This window comes from Falsiphaeobacter marinintestinus, from assembly GCF_007923355.1.
Taxonomy (GTDB): Bacteria; Pseudomonadota; Alphaproteobacteria; order Rhodobacterales; family Rhodobacteraceae; genus Phaeobacter_A; species Phaeobacter_A marinintestinus.
Window position 1 is genome coordinate 1 of sequence record NZ_VOGO01000004.1, and the last position, 22,852, is coordinate 22,852.

12 protein-coding genes and 5 pseudogenes are annotated in these 22,852 nt (G+C 57.4%); 5 read left to right on the top strand and 12 right to left on the bottom strand.

Annotated elements, in window-relative coordinates; translation table 11 throughout:
* From FOY56_RS09870 to FOY56_RS09880, 4 genes and pseudogenes are all read right to left on the bottom strand, one after another.
* Window positions 1–130, bottom strand: a pseudogene (locus tag FOY56_RS09870) (IS3 family transposase); the annotation flags it as partial.
* A gap of 140 nt (window positions 131–270) precedes the next feature.
* A complete protein-coding gene (locus FOY56_RS24105; protein ID WP_342779785.1) occupies window positions 271–927 on the bottom strand; it encodes a tyrosine-type recombinase/integrase in 657 nt (218 codons plus the stop codon).
* A 39-nt stretch (window positions 928–966) separates the two neighbouring features.
* Window positions 967–1,575 carry a tyrosine-type recombinase/integrase gene (locus FOY56_RS24110; protein ID WP_342779786.1) on the bottom strand — a complete coding sequence of 203 codons (609 nt, stop codon included), beginning with the start codon at window positions 1,573–1,575 and terminating at the stop codon, window positions 967–969.
* A 281-nt stretch (window positions 1,576–1,856) separates the two neighbouring features.
* Entirely contained in the window at window positions 1,857–2,387 is a 531-nt protein-coding gene (locus FOY56_RS09880; protein ID WP_146345688.1) for a tyrosine-type recombinase/integrase, read from the bottom strand.
* 153 nt (window positions 2,388–2,540) lie between these two features.
* Between FOY56_RS09880 and FOY56_RS09885 the strand changes: the two are divergent.
* Window positions 2,541–2,945 (top strand): annotated as a pseudogene (locus FOY56_RS09885) (transposase); the annotation flags it as partial.
* 62 nt (window positions 2,946–3,007) lie between these two features.
* On the opposite strand, the gene FOY56_RS09890 reads toward FOY56_RS09885, so the two are convergent.
* From FOY56_RS09890 to FOY56_RS23950, 3 genes and pseudogenes are all read right to left on the bottom strand, one after another.
* Complete coding sequence (locus tag FOY56_RS09890) at window positions 3,008–8,368, bottom strand: LamG-like jellyroll fold domain-containing protein (RefSeq protein ID WP_146345689.1); 5,361 nt, start codon at window positions 8,366–8,368, stop codon at window positions 3,008–3,010.
* Window positions 8,369–8,693: 325 nt separating this feature from the next.
* Window positions 8,694–10,463: an adenylate/guanylate cyclase domain-containing protein gene (locus tag FOY56_RS09895; RefSeq protein ID WP_146345690.1), complete on the bottom strand. Its 1,770-nt coding sequence runs from the start codon at window positions 10,461–10,463 to the stop codon at window positions 8,694–8,696.
* Between the two features lie 142 nt (window positions 10,464–10,605).
* Window positions 10,606–10,806 (bottom strand): annotated as a pseudogene (locus tag FOY56_RS23950) (ATP-binding protein); the annotation flags it as partial.
* Window positions 10,807–11,015: 209 nt separating this feature from the next.
* Between FOY56_RS23950 and FOY56_RS09905 the strand changes: the two are divergent.
* The 3 genes and pseudogenes from FOY56_RS09905 to FOY56_RS09915 all read left to right on the top strand — a co-directional run.
* Window positions 11,016–12,363, top strand: a pseudogene (locus tag FOY56_RS09905) (IS1380 family transposase).
* Window positions 12,364–12,635: 272 nt separating this feature from the next.
* On the top strand, window positions 12,636–13,301 hold the full coding sequence (locus FOY56_RS09910; protein WP_186766303.1) for a calcium-binding protein: 666 nt from the start codon (window positions 12,636–12,638) through the stop codon (window positions 13,299–13,301).
* A gap of 630 nt (window positions 13,302–13,931) precedes the next feature.
* Window positions 13,932–14,200, top strand: a pseudogene (locus FOY56_RS09915) (IS3 family transposase); the annotation flags it as partial.
* 279 nt (window positions 14,201–14,479) lie between these two features.
* Here FOY56_RS09915 and FOY56_RS09920 read toward each other — a convergent pair.
* From FOY56_RS09920 to FOY56_RS09940, 5 genes are all read right to left on the bottom strand, one after another.
* Window positions 14,480–16,924: a GcvT family protein gene (locus FOY56_RS09920; protein WP_146345692.1), complete on the bottom strand. Its 2,445-nt coding sequence runs from the start codon at window positions 16,922–16,924 to the stop codon at window positions 14,480–14,482.
* Window positions 16,921–17,817, bottom strand: a complete 897-nt coding sequence (locus tag FOY56_RS09925) for a phosphotransferase (protein WP_146345693.1) — start codon at window positions 17,815–17,817, stop codon at window positions 16,921–16,923. The genes FOY56_RS09920 and FOY56_RS09925 overlap by 4 nt, the downstream gene beginning before the upstream one ends.
* Complete coding sequence (locus FOY56_RS09930) at window positions 17,814–19,817, bottom strand: ABC transporter permease (protein ID WP_146345694.1); 2,004 nt, start codon at window positions 19,815–19,817, stop codon at window positions 17,814–17,816. The genes FOY56_RS09925 and FOY56_RS09930 overlap by 4 nt, the downstream gene beginning before the upstream one ends.
* Window positions 19,814–20,842, bottom strand: coding sequence for a quaternary amine ABC transporter ATP-binding protein (locus tag FOY56_RS09935; protein ID WP_146345695.1), 1,029 nt, complete (start codon window positions 20,840–20,842; stop codon window positions 19,814–19,816). The genes FOY56_RS09930 and FOY56_RS09935 overlap by 4 nt, the downstream gene beginning before the upstream one ends.
* A gap of 77 nt (window positions 20,843–20,919) precedes the next feature.
* Window positions 20,920–21,861, bottom strand: coding sequence for an ABC transporter substrate-binding protein (locus FOY56_RS09940; RefSeq protein WP_146345696.1), 942 nt, complete (start codon window positions 21,859–21,861; stop codon window positions 20,920–20,922).
* Between the two features lie 213 nt (window positions 21,862–22,074).
* Here FOY56_RS09940 and FOY56_RS09945 point away from each other — a divergent pair, with 213 nt between their 5' ends.
* Entirely contained in the window at window positions 22,075–22,845 is a 771-nt protein-coding gene (locus tag FOY56_RS09945; protein ID WP_146345697.1) for a DeoR/GlpR family DNA-binding transcription regulator, read from the top strand.
* Window positions 22,846–22,852: the final 7 nt, after the last annotated feature.

Here is a 22,852-nt window from a genome sequence, read left to right on the forward strand (position 1 = left end):
GGTAATAGGTTTGTTCCGTCACTCCGATCTGTCTGATCGCATCAATCCGGGGCATCCCTTGCCCCATCAGAACTTCAACCTGCCGCAACTTCACGACAATCTCTTCGGGCTTGGGTCTTTTAATGGCCATCTCTGATCCTCAGCTTTCCTAATCATAGGGGCGGACCACTTCAAAGGGGGAGGCTCATTCGCACCAACGCCAATGGTCCATATCACTGCTGAAACCTTCCAAATCTTCGCCGCGAATCCAATCTTCCGAATCGCCATAACTCATCCAATCTTCACAATCTCTGCACCGGATCGTACCAAACTAGCCCCGGCTAAATACCCCGCCCAATCGCCCATCATCTTGCGGCGCTTTTCGATCATGTCACCGCGCCGATAAGACGCCTCCACTGCGTTGCCGATCCGGTGCGCAAGTGCGACTTCGGCCATATCGTCCGGATAGGCGGTGCGTTCTGCCACCCAATCGCGGAACGTGCTGCGCAGCCCATGCGGCACGGCAGGGCGTTTGTTCTCGCGGTCAACAAAGCCTGTGCCACCTGCCTCGAAATCCGCCTTGTGCATCCGCTTCATTGCCGCTGAAAGCGTCATGTCGGACAGTTGCCCACCGCGCGCCGCCGGAAACACAAGCGGGTTTCCTTCCAGCCCGGGCAGGGATTTCAACAGCGTCACAGCCTCTGCCGCAAGCGGGAAGCGGTGTTCCTTCTTCATCTTCATCTTCATCCGTGACGCCGGGATGATCCACATTGCCTTGTCAAAGTCGATTTCTTCCCACAGTGCGCCGCGTACCTCTTGTGACCGTAGCGCGGTCAGTGCAACAAACTCCAACGCCCGCGCGCCAAAGCCTTCGCGTTTCCGAAGGGCCGCAAACCAGCGGGGGGCATCTTCGATCTGCACAGCCGGGTGATGTTCTTCGTTTGCCACCTTCGAAGGCGCTGGCAAAAGCTCTTTCAGATTGCCCGCTCAGCGTGCTGGATTATCGCCCGTGCGATGCCCCGCCACTGTCGCCCATGATAGCATCGCTTCAATCCGACCCCGAACGCGTGACGCGGTTTCTGTCTTGTCGCTCCATATCGATTGCAACACGCGCAACACGTCCTGCACCGTGATATCCTGCACCAGCATCTTGCCCAACACAGGCTTGGCGTAGGTCGCCAAAGTGTTCTGCCATTGCTGCCGATGTTTGGCGTTTTTGAAGGCGTCCAGTTTAGCGGCAAGGTATCTATCCGTTGCATCCGCGAAGGTCAGGCCACGGCTTTGCGCTGCTGCAAGCGCGGCCTTGGCGGCTTTGCGTTCCTCTATCGGGTCAACGCCATCGCTGATTTTTTCGCAAAACTCACGGGCCTTTACGCGTGCCTTTGCCAGCGTCACCGCAGGAAATCCTCCGAGCCCGATATCACGACGCACCGCACCAACCTTCACGCGCAGTACCCAAGAGCGGCCCTTTTTAGGGGTTAGTTGCAAATGAAGGCCGGGAACGCCACCGACAGAACGCAGGACATTTCGATTCCCGCCGGGATGAATAAGGCGCTTTACATCCAGCGCGGTTAACTCGGTCGTGACTTTCGGCATTGTATATCCAACATCCTACCCAACATAAATACTGCAATTAGATGCATGGAATTGTGCAAGATAGCATAGCGCGGTGGGCAGGAAGTTCGGAAAAATCCATTTATTATTTGGGTTTAAGCTTCGGTTTGCGTTTGGTTGCATACTCTTCATGAAGGCCCCTCGGTTCGCCACTTAAATCTCAAACAAAATCATAGACTTAACCTAAGAAAAAAAGCATTTCAATTTTTCTCTGATTTAGGGTCGGTTTACAGCCGGTTTACAGTTTCGTTCCTCTTTCGGCCTCAGCCAGCTTGACGCAGAATCGCATCTGCGCTCTCTGGAGTCATGGCCGCATAGGTCTGAAGCATGGTCGCCGCATACGGGAGCGACCACCCCATTTGCAAAGTCAGCTCGCGCAACGTCGCTCCAACCTCGAACAGCCGAGTAACGGCGGTGCCGCGCGCATCGTACAAACGAAGCTCTTTTCGAATGCCGCAGGTGTCGCGTCTGCGCTGCACGGCTTGGCCTAATGAGCGCGAGGCGGCGAAGGGGCGGCCCTTCTCTCCGACCAGGATCATCATCTGGTCGCGCGGGGTTTCCGCCAGCACACGCGCCATTGCCTTCGTGACCGGGATCGACACGACACGCTGGCGCTTGTTGGTCTTGATCCGGATGCGATGGCCTGTTGGCGTGGATTCGAAATGGTTGCGCGACAGGCGGATCATGTCGCCGGGTCTCATCCCGGTTTCGGTCGCCACGATCAAGATACGGGCCAGCCATGCCGGAGCGGGCGGAACGCCACGCTCTGCATCCCCATTGCAGAACAGCGCGATCTCATCGGTTGTCTAGATGATCTCAGCGCGGCTCGAGGAATAGAGGTTCGACATGCCAGCCAAGTAATTGTTGTCGAGGTAGCCCCGATCCACCGGCTGGTCTTCCGCCACTGAAGTGGTCCTCCGCTATGTTTAGGAAGACGGAGGAGATACATGGCCAACAAGCGACCGAAACCGGAAGAGATTGTCACGAAGTTACGGCAGGTTGAGATCCTGACGGGGCAAGGCATGCCGCGTCTGGATGCGATCCGGCAGATTGGCGTGACTGAACAAACGTTCTACCGCTGGAAGATCGAAGCGTCGCAGCGCCATTGGTCCGAGCGCGATGCTGAGGGTACGGTGGAATGGGCACGGACCAATTGAAGGAGCTGAAGCGTCTTCAGAAAGAGAACGAGCGGCTTCGCAAAGCTGTTTCAGATCTGACGCTGGACCAGCTGATCGTGGCCGAAGCCGCAAAGGGAAACTTTTTAGCCCCGCTCGTCGTCCATTGCCCGGCGGGTGAATGACAAGCGCGTGGAAAGGTTATGGCGGCGAGAGGGGCTGAAAGTGCCAATGAAACTGCATTCTCCTCGGACGGCCTGACCCTGAACCAAGGTCGCCGGGTCGGTGTTTTGAGGACGCTAGAGCAGCAACAATTCGTCCGACGTCATGATTGTTCCATCGGCAAATTCGAAGGTCTCAACAAAGCGCCCAAGCTGAGCGACGCTGATAACGCCCGCCTCAGTCCCGGAGTCCCAGGTGATCTCCAGAAACCTGCCATTTGCCGACGTTGTTTGGCGGGTTTCGACCGTGATGTCATCGACCAGAAGATCGGTCAGGATGACGGTATCGGTTCCGCCGCCAAAGGCCTCGGCACGGATGTCGATGACGACACGTCCGGCGTCTGATCCGATCCTGTATGTATCATTGCCGGCTTCCCCGCGTGCAAATTGTATTTCATCGCCGCCCGCCCCGGGGTCGATGACGTCATCTCCGTCGCCGCCGTTCAGGATGTCACTGCCGGCGCCACCTTCCAGCGTGTCGTCACCCTGACCGCCGAGTAAGTTGTCCGCTCCGCCGCCGCCAATCAAGGTGTCATTCCCCAGCGCCCCGTTCAGGGTGTCAGCGGCGCTGAGCCCCATCATCAGATCATCGCCCGGTGTTGCGATGAACGTGACAGCGGTGCCGCCGATCAGGGTTTCAATGCCGGTAAAGCTGCCGGAATACTGACGAATTTCCGTTTCCAGAACGATCTGAAACTGAGGATCATCCGGAATTGCGCGACCAGCGTCGTCAAGTGAATTAGCATAAGCCGGATCGGTTTCCAGAACATCCTGCGGCGTGTAGCCGACGGTCGTGTTTTCAACGAAACGGATCTCGGTGCCGCCATCTGCCCAGACCGGAACCTGTACTGCAAATTCTGAACGGTACTGATTCAGGGCCAAATCGTACAAAACGATGCCGGTTTCATCGAAGGCCAGCGTGTCCTCCCCCTCGCCACCGATAATCGTCGCATTGCCGAACCCAAGGCTGAAATAATCATCGCCGTCGCCACCATCTGCGGTATCGTCGCCGAGAATGGCAATTGTATCATTGCCGCCCCTTCCCTCGATCAGGTCGGCACCAAGGGCACCGGACAACGAATTGTCCTGATGGTCGCCGCGCAATATGTCGTCCAGCGAGGTGCCAACAAGATTTTCGATGCTGTCGAGATACGTAATCTTGTCTTCCGGACCGCTTTGGTACGCGACACCCAATGCAAGATCTGCGTGCACATTGTCATAGTCGTGCGATGCAAAGGCAAATTCGGCTTGCGCGCGGTCCGCACCAGGGGCGCCAAAGGCAAAACTGGCCGTGTCGTTCCCATGCCCGCCATACAGGCTATCACCCGAGCCGCCACCGGGATGCAGAAAATCATCGCCGTCACCGCCATAGATGCGGTCGTAACCTGCGCCGCCGTAAAGCAGATCATTGCCCGACGACCAGTCAATAACATCGATGTCATAGGCGTTGGCGCTGAGGTCCTGAGCAATATCGCCCCGGATCCTGAGCGCGATTTCCAAGTTATCCTCGGTCTGAGGTTGATTGACCGCGCTATAGGGCTGCATGACCTCGTCATCGCTGCGCGCAACGCTCCAGACGCGGACTCCGGTGATGTCGCCCGCAAAGGGCTGGGTGTTGCGTTCTTCGGAAAAGTTGCCAACGCTCACCGGCCCGGAGATCGTGCGCGGAACCGCCCCCGCGACCGAGATTTCGCCCACTTTCACCTGATCGACAAACAGCGACAGCGTCTGTGTCACGGCATCATACCGTCCGACGATATGGTGGTTTTCGCCATCCGCGACAAACCCGGCTTCGACAAACCGCGCACCAACGCTGGCGCTGTCAAAGCGGACGTGCGCCTGTCCTTCGTGTACGGCCAGTGAAAAGGTCTGGGTTCCGTCAACCGGTTTGGACACGATCCGCTGATAGTCACTGTCATCCTTGTTGGTCGATACCACCGCTTCCAGCGTCCAACTGCCGCTAAAGGTCAGGCTGTCCTCAACGGGAATTTGGAAGAACGTCTTCAGGTTCGGGTTTTCGTGCAAGCCTGCCCGGCCTTCGAGAATGTCGTTGCCCCCGGCCCCGATCAGGCGGTCATCTGCGGTGCCGCCGCCAAGGATGTCGCCATGCAGATCCGAGCCGATGATAGTTTCGAAATTAGCGATGGTAAAGTTAACGTCATTCCCCGAAAGCTCGCTCACGGTGCCGGTCATCAGATTGACGTTAAGCCCACCATAGGGGCTGAATGTCGTGCCGTACCGGGCGTCATTGGTGACAAAGGCCGACAAGATGTCGTTGTCGATGATCAGGTTCCCATCAGCGTCGCGTTCTTCGCCGCCATCCAGATGGCCCCGGCCCGAGCGGATGAAGACGATGTCATTGCCGGCCCCGCCATCAACGTCCACTGAATCGCCAGACTGGGTCAGGTACACGCGGATCTCGTCTTCGCCTGCGCCGCCTTCAACAGTCCCGTCGCCCCACATTTCGATCAGGTCGTCGCCCAACCCGGCATCAATCGTATAGTGGCTGTCGCCGCTATCATACTCGACCTTGATAAAGTCGTTGCCGTCGCCGCTTTCCACCGTCACGGCGGCGTCCTGGGACAGGTGGAACAAGTCGGCATTGTCCGAGCCTATGTAATGTTCAAACCCGTCAAGGCTCAGTTTTGATGAACTGGTTGCCGAGGATGTTTCGGACTCGGATGCCAGATAATACCACAGGCCCGCATCGCCGCCTTCGTCAGCATTTGTGTCGACCACTTCCCAGCGCATATCGTCATTCTTGGTCAGATCCAGAGTGTCCACTCCGCCGCCACCGATGTAATTCACACCGGCACTGGCAAACCCATAAGCGGCTGACCGGTCGACATCCGCGATGATCAGGTCATTGCCCGCTCCTCCGTCAATACTGCCCGAGGCCAATTCGGCGTGAATGACGTCGTTGCCAGCGCCGCCAAGCAAATCTGACACGATCGAATTTTCGCCCAGACCGCCATAGAGGATGTCGGCAAAGTCAGAGCCGTGGAAGTTTTCGATATTCTGGAAGGTGTCGACCGAAACAACAATGCCGCCTTCTCGGTTCAGCCGTTCGACCCGACCGTCGCCTGCATAGATGATAACCGAGCGCGAGTTGTTCTGGCTGAGATAGGCCTGGGTTTGCTGAATGTCGGTAACGCTGTTCTTGGCATCCTCGATGAACTGCTGATTGAACACGCTTTGATTGTCGCCGCTGTAGCTGAGCGTGTCCTTGCCTTCTTCACCATCATAAAAGTCACTGGCGCTGCGCAGGGCGCGATCACCGGCAAAAAGATAGTCGCCACCGTCACCGCCATAGACCTGGTCCGATCCGATGCCGCCAATCAGGATATCCGCATCGCCGCGGCCAAAGATCGTGTCGCTACCGCGCCCGCCAAACACCAGATCCTGACGCCCGGCGGTGGTCAGAATGTTGTTCTTGGCGTCACCAAAAACAAAGATATTTCGCTCGTCGTCGATCAGCACGTTTTCGATGCTGATCAGCGTGGCTTTGAATGTGCCTGATACAACAAATTCTCGATCCTTGAGGTTGATATACACGTTGGAATTGCTGACCCCGTTGTCATCGAACAAAGACAGGGTGTCGGATCCGCCACCGCCGTTGACAACGTCCACGCCGCCCCGAATACGGAAATCATCATCGCCGCGCCCACCGACCAGCAGGTCGTTGCCAGTTGTCCCCGAGATCAGGTCGTCGCCCGCTCCGCCAACCAGAACAGTCTGGGTGGTTGCGGGCGGAATCGTGTCACGACCAAACAGAAAGACCGAGTCGATTTCGCCATCGCCGTTTGCGTCACCTTCCTGCGACCGGTTGACGGTACCGCCCGCATCGACGGCTTCGACCTGATCGAACAGATCATCGACAGACAAGGTCAGCACAGTTCCTGTGGACCCGCCCAGAAAGGTGACTTTCTCGATTCCAATCAATGTGTCCCGCCCGTCGAGCGACTGCCCGGGAATGGGCGAGACATGTTCCATGATCACCGGCGACTCAAGATCGGAGCGGCTGAACCGGTACTGGTCAATTGTACCGCTGAATACGGCGATATCTTCGGCGTCGGGGTCAGGATCATCCGATCCGATCAACAGATCGTCGCCGCCCGCACCATACAGCACGTTGACGCCGCCGGTGGCCTTGATCGTGTTGTCCTTGTCATCACCGATCATCAGAAGGTCATGGATATCCGCAATCGGATTAACGCCGTTGTCCGGCCCGTCGGGGTCAATTTCGGCATAGAGCAGATCATCATCATCGGCGCCGCGTACACCGTTAGGGATTTCGATGGCCACACCAATGCCTTCTGCCGACAATTCGCCAATCTTGGTGTTCAGGATCGTGCCGTTGATGGTTTCAACGGCGGCTTCCATCAGCTTGGCCTGCAGGTTCTCGACCACCCATTCGCCGAGGCCAAACGGATCGGCCCGCTCGTCCGTTGTGTCCGAGCGGTCGTGGTCATAGGTACGTAAAGTGGTCAGCGGATCATACCGGGCCAACGCCTCTTCCATAGCGTTGAACACGCCGTCGAACCCGTCCAGCGCATCGGCGTCCGGCAACAGCGCCCTGACTTTGGCCTCGGCGGCGTCGATCACCTGATCGATGCCAAGGTTGTCCAGAACGAACTCGATCACCGGATCGACGGTCAGTGAAGCGACAAAGTCGACGGCAGACAACAGCGGTTCGATGGGTTCCAGAACCTTGGACACGGCATCCAGCGGTTTGCGGATGAAGTCGAGCGCATCAAAGACGTCGTCCATTGCCGCCTCTAACGACAGAAACGCCGAAAAGTCAGCCGAGGGCAGATCGCCGGAAAAGTCAGTCAGAAGCTCTTTGACGCTGTCGAGATCCGAACTGTCATTGTCAAAATACAGCGCGTTGATCGCATCCACCAGCGCGAGGGGTTGTTCGACCAGCGTCCCGGCAAGCTGTATCGGCTCTTCCGCCAGCGTCGCCGCTTTTGCTGCAAAACTGACGATGGTTCCGAACGCGTCCTGCTGATCGCTGATTTCGCTTTCGACAGCGGCAAGCTGCCCGTCAAAGGTCGAGACCGAGTCAACAACGCGATCCAGAAGCCCCTTGATCGCACTGTCATCGACGGCGGCAATGGCTTTGTTCAGTTCGGTTTCGAATTTGTTCAGCACATCCTGAACGCTGTTGACGATACTTTCACCAACCCGTGCAATGGGGCGCAAAGCGGCGGCTTTTTCCATCAGGCTCAAAACTGTTCGAAGCTTCCCGATGTCGTCGTTGAACCCGGCAATCTCGTCGCGAAAGCCTTCGATCTTGTCGATGACCCGGTCAACGGTTTCCAACGTGTCCAGCGCGTCGCCAACTTCGTCGCGGATTTCGCCGACATTGTTCAGGCTGGTTGTCAGTGCCGCGTCGTAGTCGATCAGGTTTTGTGCGGCTTCTTCTGTCGTCAACATGGAAACGCTCCCGCATTATGCTTTGACGGGCAGGATCAGAGGGTGCCCGCACAAACTGCTTATAAAAATATCTGCAAGTCACCGTCCCTGGGCCTTGCCATCCATCGCTCTCCGAACACGCTCAAATACACGGCACCCGGATGGTTAACGCTACGTCAGGAATCCGATTCGCACAAAGGGACATCTGACATGCGAAGTTCGAAAGCTGCTGTTCGATGGGACAGGTCGGCATGACGGAACAGAGCCACCCGAGGTGCTGAGAGCCGTTCGTGGTCGCAGATTTTCCAGCAAGTCACAGTGGAAGCGGGAGTGGATAGCCACCTGTCTATCCCCGAGGTAACCCCAGAGCGATCAGGCTTTCCTGCTCAGCCGTGGTTTCGCGCAAGAACCTGTCCATGTGTGGGGTATCGTAAGAAATCCAGTTTTTCAGCGTGATTTCAGGATACCTTTTCAAGGCTTTTGCCACATAATGCCGTGCATCTGCCAAGTCTCCTTGGGCAAGGGCTGCCAAGGCGGCGAACATTTGGCAGTGATAATCGGCATTATGGAAACTTGCCGCAGTTTCATAGGCTTCTCGGACGCTAGGATCAGTCAGATCGAAATGGCGCACATACCGCGCATGTCCCAAATTCCAATAATGGACCCATTGCAGCGGATCCTTGGGACTGAGTTTCAGGCCCATCAGGCACGCCTTTTCCCACGCATCGGGATCGGACTGAAACTGATGCCAGACGCCACGCGCAAAGTATAAGACAGGCTCGTTTTGGCTCAGCGTCTCTGCCTTATCCAGCGCCTCACCAGCTTCTCTCATTCGGCCCGACACCATAAGCATCAGGCCTTGCCCGGCGAACGCCAATGGTAGCCTTTTGTCCAAATGTACCGAAGCATCGGCATGAAAAAGACCCGCCTGTACAAAGGCATCGCGATCTCCCTTCGTAAGGCCCGAGACAATGTGATAGAAATACCAGCGGGCCAGCAATGCATGAGGTAATGCAAAGTCCGGGTCAGCCTTGATCGCCGCGGTCAGGTAATCAAAGCAGTTCTCATAACTCTGCATTTCGTCATCCGAGACGTATTCTGAATATGCCCGCTGATAGAGTTCCCACGCGGTTAGGCTTTCAGTTGGCTTGCGCCGAGCCGTGGCCCGTTCATGGGCCCCTAGTTCGGGTTCGATTCCATCAATGATAGCGCGTGTCAGTTCGTCCTGAACGTCGAACAGATCGGCCATTGTCCGATCCCATCTTTCTGCCCATAGGTGATTGCCGGTGGTCCCTTCGATCAATTGCGCGCTGACGCGCAATCTGTCTCCGGCCCGCCTAACAGAGCCTTCAACCACATAGCGCACGCCAAGTTCTGCCGCGATTTCACGCACGTCCTTGTGGGTGCCTTTGTAAGAAAACGTCGAATTTCGAGCGATCACAAAGATGCTTCGAAATCGCGCCAGTTCCATGATCACATCTTCGACGATCCCGTCGGCAAGGTATTCTTGTTCGGCATCCGACGACATGTTTTCAAACGGCAAGACAGCGATTGAGGGCCGTTCGGTCGCCTGTGAGGCAGGTGCGTCAACGGCCAAGACCCCTTCGACTTCGACACGCCAGACATCGACCGGATCAGGTATGTTCTTGACGCTTTGCAGACCTATTGCGGTCATTGGTTGAGGTATCTTGCCCCGAAGTTGATCGTGGACTGCGCGTGAAATGCAGATGCCGCCCGGAGGAGCGAGACTTTCGAGCCGGGCGGCGATGTTGACGCCGTCACCCAATATATCATCCCCATCAATGACTACGTCGCCAAGGTTGATCCCAATCCGGAACTTCAATTTTTGTGCTTCGGGCGCATCGGCCTCCCGCGTGATCATGGCGTTCTGAATGGCCAGAGATGTTCTGACGGCCGCCACAGGCGAAGAAAACTCCACCAACAAGCCATCCCCCATTGTCTTGATCAAGCGCGCGCCAGCCAACTTTAGTTCCGGTTCTATAATCGCCGCACGGGCGCTCTTGAACCGGTTTAGCGTGCCTTCTTCGTCGTCAGACATTAGGCGAGAATACCCAACCAAGTCAGCAGCGACGATAGTGGTCAGGCGTCTTTCCATTCGTTCAGACAAACCCAAAACTGTGCAAATTGGAAGGGAATGATTTGTGCAGTACAAAATCAATGGGTTTGGATCCTGGGATATTCAACTGTTGGGTCAACCGGTCCAGAAGCGCACCGGTCGGGCGTTCAGTGCTGAAGGTTTCGATCCATTCACAGCGCGCCAGTTCCAGCACTATCATCTTGTTCAGGCTGGGGATGGCTTTGAAGTCAAAGCTGTCGAGGCTTTTAATGGCGGGGAGCTTTTCCAACTTGGTCCGGCGCTCAATCATTCGCCCTTCCCGGTCAATTGGTTCCGGCTGTGACAGATGGGCCAAATAGCCGTCGTGGTCCACACCCTCACCCGATGCGTTTTTCGCTCTGGCAGGCTTCGATTCTCCATATCACCATTTTGGGGGGGGGAGCTTGCCAAACTTGTGCTTCGTCGGCAGGTTGAGAGATGCGGGTGCTAGAATTAAACCCGCATTCCCCAAGTAGACTGACGTTTTCGCACCTCAGGTTGCCAGTAATGCGTTATATTTCAGCATGTTAATTGGGCTGAAGGCGGCGGATTATGGATCACCCAAAGGGTGCAAGCGAAACGGGTGGTAGCAGCTTGGTTTTGATTGGCGGGTGCGTCTGGAATTCCATGGTTCCAAGATCAGTTCTGCCGGCGGATTGCTGTTGTTCCGGGAACTGGATGAGGTTCTGGGCCTGCACGACATTGCGGGTGGATTTCTGAGAGACACGCGAACGGGCCACAATCGACTGCATTCTCCGGTTGGTATGTTGCGCCAGTCTGTCTTCGGTCGGCTGGCCGGCTCTGATGATGTGAATGACGCGGATCGTCTGGCGCTCGATCCGGTGATGCGGCACGTGGTTGGAGGATGGGCTGTAGATGCCAAGGCCGCGTCCGCAAGCCAGATGGGCAGGTTCGAGACTGAAGTTCTGGCGACGGCTGACAATCGCACACCGCTGGCTGACATGCCGGGACATTGGATCGACCGGGTTCACAATCGCAAACCGCCCAAGTGGATTACGCTGGACATGGATAGTTCGGTCAGCCCGACCCATGGCGGGCAGGAGGGCATGGCCTGGAACGGGCATTTCGGCTGCATGTGCTATCACCCGCTGTTCGTCTTCACCCAGTTTGGTCACCTCGAACGCTGTGCCTTGCGCCCCGGCAAGGTTCACAGCGCCGACGGATGGAAGGCGGTTCTGAAGCCAGTCATCGCGCGATACGCGGACCGTCATCTGATGCGCTTCTTCCGGGGGGATGCTGCGTTCGCCATCCCGGAGTTATACAAAACTCTGGAAGCGGAAAGCTATTTCTACGCCATCCGCCTTGGGGCTAATCGCGTTCTTCAGGGCAAGATTGCGTATCTGCTCAAGCGTCCTGTGGGTCGTCCGCCAAAAGGCGTGAAGCGCATCTACGGCGACTTCGAGTATCAGGCGGCATCCTGGGACAAGCCCCGTCGCGTCATCGCCAAGGTGGAATGGCATCCGGGTGAGCTGTTCCCTTGCGTGGGCTTCGTGGTCACCAACCTGCCGATGGAGCCAGACTGGATCTTCCGCTTCTACAACCAACGCGGCACGGCCGAGCAATACATCAAGGAATGTAAGCAGGCGAACAACTGGACGCGATTGTCATGCAGGGGATGGCGCAGAACGAGGTCCGTCTGCAACTTCATGCACTGGCCTAAAATCTGGGTGTCTTCCTGCAAGGGACCGAACTCCCCTAAGAGTTGGCTGACTGGTCGCTGACCAGCCTCCAAACGAGGCTAATCAAAGCTGGAGCGAGAGCGGTGCGTCATGCTCGGGCCATCACATTCCAACTGGCCGAAGCTGGCGTCAGTGTCAACCAGTTCAACCGTATTCTCGCAGTCATTCATGGGCTGCGTGCACCTCCGTGTCCAGCATGAGGACGACAGCGACAAAACTGGTAGGAAAGCGGCTTAACTGGTATGTCCAAACAGGTGTTGATCAGACCGAAAGCTGGACCAAACCGGTCGCTAAGGACAGAAAACACCCTCGGTTCGCGTGCAAGACGCCCAACCAACGGTACAGCCTGTCCAAGAATCTTGATCGGAGCGCAAAATGGCGGCAACATCAACCAATCGGTGTTCTATTTGGGGAATGTCGGTTGAGATGTCAGTTCAAGATATTTGTTAAAAAATTGAAATTGGAGACAACGATGACACGCAATGCGTTTGGCGCGGACGGATTCCAGTTCAGTGCCCGGATACATAGTATTTTGCCCATGGCCGAGAGCGAGGGCAGGGTGGCAATCGCAGCAAACACCCCGATCGTTTGGGAGACAGCACGCTTTGATAACACGATCCTTAATCCACCCAGGACAGGCGATATCGAAGGTGGGCCAGGCAACGACCTCATCTTTGGTCCGGAAGGGGATGGTTGGAACTGGATCTACGGAAACGATGGCAATGACCGCCTGAACGGCGGGACTGATCTCGATTTTCTGTACGGCGGCTCGGGGAATGATCACCTCGTCGGTGGTCGCGGCTCCGACTACCTGTTTGGTGGTCCCGGCAATGACATACTGTTCGGTGGCGGAGGGCGCGACCATTTCGAATTCAATCACGACGCGCCTGACGATGTTGGACACGACGTTATCCGTGGGTTCGAGGTGGGAGGGGATACGCTGACTTTCGACTCCGACCTGCTTGCCTATGATTTCATGCGGGGGGCAGGGATCGTTCGCAACTATGCCTCGGTCGTCGATGGCAACACCGTGTTCGATTTTGGCCATGCCAGCGTCACTCTACTTGGGATCTCGGATCCGAGATCCCTCGTGAATTCATTTAGCTATCTCCTTGACGGCCCGGACGACTGGATGTGATCCGGCTGCCGCAGAGGTGGTCTCGGGATTTCGGGCCAGTCGCCAAGGTGAATTGACGTGTGAAAGAGATGACCCAAATGTCGAAGAGAAAGAACCACTTATCGGACTCCAAAGCCAAGGTTGCACGTGAGGCGATCCGTGAAGACATCACGACTGGCAGAGCTTGCAAAGAAGTATGGCGTGGATAAATGCCCGGCAGGTGCATGCGTAGGAGGCTGCCGAGAGGGACAAGCAATTCCTGGAAACGCCCCGGTACGGATCACGACAGCCTCTCGGGACAGTGCTGCGAAATGTCAGCTAAAAGTGGTTATCAGTGTTTCGCCGTCAGATGCTACGAATACATTCTTCAGTTTACGGAGCCGTTCAATAAGGCTTTTGCCTCTCTCTCGGCCTCCAGAATATCCTCTGAAAGTTGCCATTCGACGCTCCGGCCCAAAGCTATGAGGCGAGCAAACTATCATCATCGGCTTCGATCATCATAGCTGTGCGCGAGGCGTCAACTCCGTGCCGGGCGTGATTGACGATGGTCTTCGCATCCAGCTTTGCGTTCAGAGATATCAGACGGCAGAGGGAACTGCGCATATCGAGAATGGTCTTGAGAACCTGCAAGTCTGCATTGATGACGCGCTTGCCCTGTTGCGGAACGCTGGCTGGCAAGTGAATGACAAACGTGTCGAGCGTTTGTGGAAACGCGAGGGGCTCAAAGTGCCAAGGAAACAACCCAAGAAGGGACGGCTCTGGCTGAGGATGGATCTTGTGTTCGGCTGCGCCCCGAGTATCGCAATCATGTCTGGTCGTACGACTTCGTGCATCATCGAACAGACGATGGCCGGGCGTTCAGGAAATTGAACATCCTGGACGAACACAGCCGGGAATGTCTGGCGATCCGGATGAAGCGGATTAAATTAGGGACTTATGTGACGAATGTGGATGATCCGCGCGCCCTCACGTTTCTCCCGTAAAATCAGATATTTCCAGCGCCGCCGATGGCGCAAGTGGTGGGGATGTGACGAGGCAATACGCGTGCCGCCTCAGCCAGATTATTACCCTTGGCAGCGCAGTAATAGCGATCTGTGGATGCTCTTGCTGCCGCCTGCCCAAGCGGGTGGGCATGTTTTTGAGTACCAACGCGCTTCTGACAAGGTGGCCGCGCTGTGGGCGGTTTCAATCGGCGGGGATCATGACTTCACCCGCTCCATCTTTGCGTCATAAAGCGGGGCGAGCGTGACCGAACACGGGACCCGCACTGTGGCGACCTCCAGTTCGTACTCACCGTTCAGGACAAAGTCGCGGTCAACGCCTGCGTCGTTGCGCACATATCCCATTGCGATGGATTTGCCGATGCTGTGACCGTAGCCGGCCGAGCTGATATACCCGACCCGTTCGCCGTTGCGATAGATGGTTTCGCGCCCCGACAGGATGACATCGTTGTCCGTGGTAAAGGTGGCCAGCATCTTCTTGCGACCGTCGGTGCGTTGGCTGGCAATGGCGTCGCGGCCTTTGAACGGAATGTTGCGTTTCATCTTGACCGCCCAGCCCAGCCCGGCCTCGTCCGGGGTATGGTCGGGGCCGATATCCGATGGCCAGGCGCGATAGCCCTTTTCCAGGCGCAAGGTCTCGATCGCTCGGTATCCGGCATTGATCAGGCCGTGTTTGGCACCTGCGGCATGCAGGGCCTCATAAACGGTTGTGGCGTATTCGACGGGCAGGTGCAGTTCCCACCCCAGTTCACCCACATAGGTCACGCGCAGGGCGTTGACCGGGCATCCGGCGATGCCGATGGTTTTGGCGGTGCCAAATGGGAATGCGTCGTTCGATACGTCGTCGCGGGTCACGGTCTGCAAGATATCCCGTGCGCGTGGACCCATCAGGGACAGGACCGAATAGGACGATGTGACGTCGAACAATTGAGCGTTCAGGCCGTCGGGAATGGTCTTTGAAATCCAGTCGAAATCATGGGTGGCATAGCCGGTTCCGGTCACGATGTAATATTCGTCTTCGGCCACCCGGACACAGGTCAGGTCACATTCGATCCCGCCGTGATCGTTGAGCATCTGAGTGTATATCAGCGACCCGACCGGCTTTGCCACGTCATTGGAGGCGATCCAGCTGAGCGCGGCTTCGGCATCCGGACCTTTCAGGGCGAACTTGGCGAAAGACGTCTGATCGAACAGTACCGCGGCCTCGCGGCAGGCCATATGTTCGCGCCCGACAGGGCCGTGCCAGTTTGGGCGCTCAAACGTATAAATGTCGCGCTGTTCTTCGCCCGCAGCCGAATCTGCGTACCAGTTCGGGCGTTCCCAGCCGAGCTTTTCGCCAAACACCGCGCCGCTTGCCTTCAGCGTATCGTACAAAGGCGACTTGCGGCAGGGACGGGCCGAGTCGTGTTCTTCCGAGGGCCAGGCCATGGTGTAATGCTTGCCATAGGCTTCGACCGTGCGGGTCCGAATCCAGTCATCGTCGAAATGCGGGCGGCCAAAGCGGCGGATATCGACAGGCCACAGGTCAAACGGTGGCTCGCCTTTTGCGACCCATTCGGCCAGCGCCATGCCAGCCCCACCACCCGCCGCGATGCCATAGGCGTTGAACCCGGCACCAACGAAAAAGTTTTTGAGTTCAGGCGCTTCGCCAAGGATGAAATTGCCATCCGGCGTAAAGCTTTCCGGGCCATTCACCAGTTCTTTGATGCCCGCGTGTTCCAAGGCAGGTACACGGCCTAAGGACAGCTCCATCATTTGTTCGAAATGGTCATAATCGCTGTCGAGCAAGGTATAGTGGAACCCGGTCGGAATACCATCCACCGCCCAGGGCTTTGGGTTGGGCTCGTACCCGCCCATCACCAGACCGCCGACTTCTTCCTTGTAATAGGTCAGTCGATCCGGGTCGCGCAGGGTGGGCAGATTGGCGGGCATGCCGTCGATCCGCTCGGTCACCATGTATTGATGCTCCATCGGCACCAGAGGCACGTTTACGCCAACTGTCTTGGCAAAAGACCGGGTCCATTGGCCACAACAGGCGATCACGATGGCGGTTTCGATGCGCCCTTTTTCGGTCTCGACGCCTTTGATCACGCCCTTTTCGATCTCGACCGAAAGCACCTTGGTGTCTTCGAATATGCGCGCACCCGCCATCCGCGCGCCCTTGGCCAAAGCTTGCGTGATGTCGGATGGGTTGGCCTGACCGTCGGTCGGCAGATAGGCCGCGCCGATGACATCGTCGATGGTCATCAGCGGCCAAAGATCCTGCGCCTCTTTCGGGGTCAGAAGCTGCATATCAAGGCCGAATGAATGCGCGGTGGTGGCCTGACGTTTCACCTCGGTCCAGCGTTCGGGGTTGCAGGCCAGTCGCAGCCCGCCATTCATCTTCCACCCCGTCCCAAGTCCGGTTTCTTCTTCGATGCTGTTGTACAGATCGACGGAATAGCCCAGCAATTGGGTGATATTGGCGCTGGAGCGCAGCTGGCCGACCAGCCCAGCCGCGTGAAAGGTCGTGCCCGAGGTCAGTTTCTTGCGTTCCAGCAAGACGACATCCCAGCCCAGCTTGGCCAAGTGATATGCGGTCGAGCAGCCAACGATCCCGCCGCCTATGATGACGGCCTGTGCGGTGTTCGGAAAATCGCTCATCTTGTTCCTCGTTGGGAGTAAAATTCAGAGAAGGCCCGCCGATACCGTGCCAGATTTTCGGCGGTATAGGCGGCATAATCAAAGTCGATGTCAGACGTGTGTTCCGACACCATGCTCCACATGGTTTCGCGCAGAAGCGAGGCGCATTTCATGGCGCCGTAGCTGCGCATCAGGGCGGGGTCGGGGGAGGCGCCAAAATAGGTTTCCAGCATCAGATGTTCGGCTTCGGGGGGCAGGCCGCAGTTCGTCGCCAGCCCGCCCAGATCGAACAGTGGAGAGTTGAAGCCGCCATATTCCCAGTCGATCAGCCACAGGCGATCAGGGGCGCGCAGGATGTTTGCGGGCAGCAGGTCGTTGTGGCCAAGGACAAGGTTGATGGGGCCGACGTCGGCCTCCAGTTTGGCGGCTTCGGTCATGAGGTTTGCAAGCTTGCCAGTATGGCGTGATTTGGTGCGGGTCAGAAACCCGGCATAATCCCTGAGGACGTGAAACACCCAGAAGGCCAGCACCGGTCCGCGGGCCTCTTGGGTCACATCCATATGCACTTTGCGGATCAGGCGGGTCGTCTCCACAAGTGTATCGGCGTCAAGCAGATCGTTTTCGGTCAGCGCAGCCGACTCGACGAACTCAAGCACCAGAATGCCGGGTTCTGAATGGTGGATGCCGGGCGACACGCCTGCATCGTGAGCCGCCTGCGAAATTGCCAGTTCGTTGAACCGAAGGATGCCATGTTCCGGGATGTCCTGACCAAACCGCACGACGAATTTGCCTGCATCGTCAGTGACCAGCAGATTGACGTTGGTGATGCCGCCTTCCAGCGGCGCGACCCGGGGCTGCCCGGTCCAGCAGGGCAGGGCGGCGGCGCGCGCGATGGTCTGTTCAAGTGAGCTCATTTCACACCCAGCCTTTCCTGAGATGTTCGGGCCAGCGCGGTCACAATGCGATCTGCCATGATGGCGATAAACGCCACGGAAAGGCCCGCAATGATACCCTGGCCGGTGTTGGCCTTGGTCAGCGCGATATAGACCTCTTGCCCAAGATCGCGTGTGCCGACCAGTGCGGTGATGACCAGCATCGACAACGCCAGCATGATGGTTTGGTTCAGGCCCAGTAACAGTGATGGAGCCGCCAGCGGCATCTTGATCCGCACCAGAAGCTGACGATCTGTGCAGCCGGCTGCCTTGCCGGCATCGATCAGTTCCGGATCGATTGACCGGATACCGTGTGCGGCGTATCTGACGGCCGGGGCCAGCGCATAAAGCACAACCGCGATCATGGCCGAAAAATCGCCAACCCGGAACAGCATCACGACCGGGATCAGATAGACAAAGCTGGGCAGGGTTTGCAGCGTGTCGATCAGCGTCCCGATCACGGTATTGGCCCGTGCGTTCTGACCGGCCCAAACCCCAAGCGGAATGCCGATTGCACTGGCGATCAGCACCGACACCGACACCAGATAAACGGTGATCATGGCCTTGGCCCAAAGCCCGTTTGCGGCGATGAACAGGGTCATCAGGGCGGCCATAAGGCCCAGCTTCCACCCGCCCAGCCGGGCCGAGATCAGCCCCATCACGATAATGCCCCAAGCCCAGGGAATGCCGGTGAAAAAGCGTTTCACCGGCAGCAGAAGGTAGGTCAGAAAGAACGTCTTGATCGCTTCGAGCGTGTCAAAAAAGGTGACGTTGATCCATTCCATTATCGTGGACCAAATCGACCCGGTCGTGATGGTCAACGCCTCGGGATACAAACGAAACGCCGGTATCCAAAGCCCCAGCAGCGTCGTGATGACCGTGAGGGCCATGACAAAGCTCAGCAGCGGGTATCGCAGATACAATGGCTTTGAGGGATCGGGGCGCGGGCGCACGCGGCGGATGGCAAAAGCCTGACTGACCCGATCCAGGGCAATGGCCATCACCACGATGGCCAGCCCGGCTTCGATACCGCCGCCGATATCCAGACGGCGCAGGGAGGTCAGAACGTCATAGCCCAAACCGCCCGCGCCGATCATCGACGCGATGATCACCATGTTCAGGGACAGCATGATCACCTGATTGACGCCGACCATCAGTGACGGCAGCGCGGTTGGCACCAGCACCTTCCACATCAGTTGGCGGGGTTTGCTGCCGACCATCCGACCGGCTTCGATGATCTCTTCTGGCACGCTATGCAAGGCCACAGTCGCCACCCGGACCATCGGCGGCATGGCATAGATCACCGTCGCCACCAGGGCCGAGACCGGCCCGAACCCGAACAGGAACAGGATCGGCACCAGATAGGCAAACACCGGCACGGTCTGCATCAGGTCCAGCAAGGGGCGCAACAGGCGTTCGAACCAGGGATGGCGATACGACAGGATGCCCAGCGCCAGACCTCCGCCGACCCCGATCGGCACCGCGATCAAGACCGAGGCCAGCGTGACCATGGCGCTTTCCCATTGGCCGAACACCGCAAGATAGGCGAAACACAGCCCGGCCAGCCAGGCGAGTGCGCGGTTCTTGGCATAGAACGCCAGCGCGGCCATTGCGCCGATAATCGCGATCCAGCTGATCGATGGGGCAATTTCGATGGCTTGCTGCCCCTGACCCAATGAAAACCCGTCGATCAGCAATGACCGCATGATCCGATACGGGATCTCGATCATTGCGGCGATGAACCGGGTCAGATCGCGAAAGGTGAACAGGATAAAATGGGCGTCTTCGACCAGCCAGGTCATGGCGTTCGAGATCCACGTATCCAGCGACAGTTCATATTTCTTTGGAAACTTGATGATCCAGCGCGCACCAAGGGCCTTGTACAGCGGGAATGACCATGTCGACAGCGCCCATGTGATCACTAGCAACGCCAGCCAGAAGGGTCTGGAGCCCTTGGTCAGGAAAGTGACGATCCCCGTCATCCGACGGTCCGTCCGATCATGATATCGACCGCGTCTTTTGATCCGACGGTGCCAACAGGGGAGCCGTCTTGGTCCAGTACCCGAAAGGGCAGCCCGGCCTGATCCAGCTGAAGCACAGTATCGGCGACCGTCAGGTGGCCGGCCAGATCTCCGGCATAATCCCCGTCCGGGACACCCTTGGACATGATCGATTGCAGTTTCATGACCTTGGCGCGCGGGATGTGGCGGGTGAATTCTTCGACATAGGGGGTGGCCGGGTTCATCACGAGGTTTTCGGGCGTGTCGATCTGTTCGATGCTGCCGTCTTTCATGACGGCAATCCGGTCGGCCAGACGAATGGCTTCGTCGAAATCATGGGTAATGAACACGATGGTTTTATGCAGCATCGACTGCAGGCGCAGGAATTCGTCCTGCATCTCGCGCCGGATCAATGGATCAAGCGCCGAAAACGGTTCGTCCAGAAACCACAGGTCGGGTTCAGCCACCAGCGAGCGGGCAATACCGACACGCTGCTGCTGGCCACCGGACAGCTGGCGAGGATAATAATCTTCGCGCCCCTGCAGCCCGACCAGTTCGATCATCTGGCGCGCCCGCGCTTCGCGGTCTTTTAGGGAAACTCCCTGAATTTCCAGCGGAAAGGCGGCGTTTTGCAATACGGTCAGATGCGGCAACAGGGCGAAGTGCTGAAACACCATACCCATCTTCTTGCGACGCACCTCGATCAGCTCGGCGTCGGTCATCGTCAGCAGGTTGCGGCCTTCAAAATTGATCTCGCCCGCCGTGGATTCGATCAGACGCGACAGGCAGCGCACCAGCGTTGACTTGCCTGATCCCGACAAGCCCATGATAACAAAAATTTCACCCTCATAGACCTGCACATTGGCGTCGCGCACGGCACCGATCATACGTTCGGATTCAAAATCCGCGGTGGTCGGAGCGCCGTTGTGTTTTGCCAGAAAGCTCTCGGGTTGGGCGCCGTAGACCTTCCAGACACCACGGCACTCCAGCTTGACGGAACGCTCCATTGTCACCTCGGGATTGGGGGTATTCGGGGTGAAGAAGGCGCCACTTGCGCAGCGCCTTCCCGCACCTTGTTCAAAGCTTACTTGATCCAGCTTGACCAGTTGGCTTCGTTGTTGGCCATCCAGTCGGCGACCACGGCGTCGATGCTTTCGCCATCCAGATCGACCCGGCCAACCAGCGTGCCCATCGCGTCATTGTCGATGTCGAACGCTTTGATCGCGTCTGCGGCGCCGGGCCATTTGTCAGCGACACCGGTCCACGCAACCTTCCAGATCGGGCCGGTCGGCTTGCCGCAGTCATAGGCGGCGTCGGGGTTCATGCCGACTGATGGGTCGCTGTAACATTCGGCGGAATAGGGCGGAAACTGTACGAATTTGCCATCATATTTGGCAGTCGCCCAATGCGGAGAATAGATCCACAGCACAATCGGCGCCTCGCGCTGATATGCCGATTCCAATTCTGCGAACAGCGCGGCATCGGTGCCCGCGTGGACGACTTCGAAATCCATCTCCAAGGCTTCGACGCGTTCGTCATCAAAACCGCCCCAGGTTACAGGGCCACCCAGATAGCGCCCCATCGGCGCGGTTTCGGGGGTGGCGAATTCGGCGGCGCAATCGTTCAGCGCTTTCCAGTCGGGTAGGCCCGGGCAGACCTTTTCCATATAGGCGGGGTACCACCACTCTTCGACGGCATCCATGCCGGTGGATCCCATGTTGACGACATTGCCACTGTTGGTGGCGTCATCCATGGCTTCGCGGCCCGTGGTTTCCCAGATCTCCATCGCGACGTGCAGATCGCCGGTCTTCAGGCCCGCAAACTGCGCAATGTAATCGGCCTGCACATATTCAACGTTATACCCGGCTTTCTTCAGCACTTCGCCCATGATGGTCGTGGTGATGATTTGGCCGGTCCAGTCATGCGTGGTCAGCTTGATCGGGTCGAGCGATTCGACCTCGGCAAGTGCGGTTGTCGCCGAGACGGCTGTGAGCAGCGCGGCGGAAAGTATCGTCAGTTTGGTCATTTATCAGCCTCCCAGCTGTTGAACTTCCTTAAAGCCGCACGCCCGGCAGTGTCCGAAAATGCGGGAATGGAAGGATGGTTTGGCATGTTTCAACAAAAAGCAACACTTAAGGTTGGAAATTGTTGCAAATACTGAAATCAACGTGCAGTTTTATTGGTGTTGACGGTTTGATAGACATGTGTCGGTCAAGGTGCGTTGAATTGGAGCAGAACCATGGAAGCCCGGGCGAACCACAGACAGAACGCCATTCTGGACAAGCTGCGCCGTTCCGGTGGGTCGATGCGGATTCATGCCCTGGCGCAGGCGTTGGATGTGACGGAAGAAACGGTTCGCCGAAATCTGAAAACCCTGGCCAAGGACGGTTTGGTTGAACGCATGCATGGTGGTGTGCGGATTACCGGCGACACCGCCGAGGCTGATTTCAACGCGCGCTATCGGGAAAATCCGGTTGCGAAGCAGAAGATCGCAAAACACGTGGCCGAAATGCTGCCAGACGATGTCTCGCTGTTTCTGGATGTTGGCAGTACAACCGCCCATATCGCCGACGCCCTGCGGGATCATCAGCGGCTTCTGGTCGTAACAAATTCGGTCTACGTGGCCTTTCGACTGGCGACGCGAAATAACAACCGGGTGTTTATGGCAGGAGGCGAATTGCGCGGCCATGACGGCGGCGCTTTTGGCGCGGATGCGATGGAGTTTGCTGCGAATTTCAACACAGATTATGCGGTGCTGTCGTCCGCCGGGATCAACGCAAAGGGCTATTTCCTGTTCGATCTGGAAGAAGCGCGGTTTTCACGCCTGATCATGCAGCAGGCCGAAAAATGCATCATGGCTGCTGATTCCAGCAAGTTTGGCCGCGTTGCGCCGATTGACATCGGGCACCCCTCGCGCGTCGATTATCTGGTGTGCGACCAGGCGCCGCCCGACGATGTCGCCTCGGTTGCGCGCACCGATTGGAACACTGACATCCAGATCGCCAAGTAGGAGATGC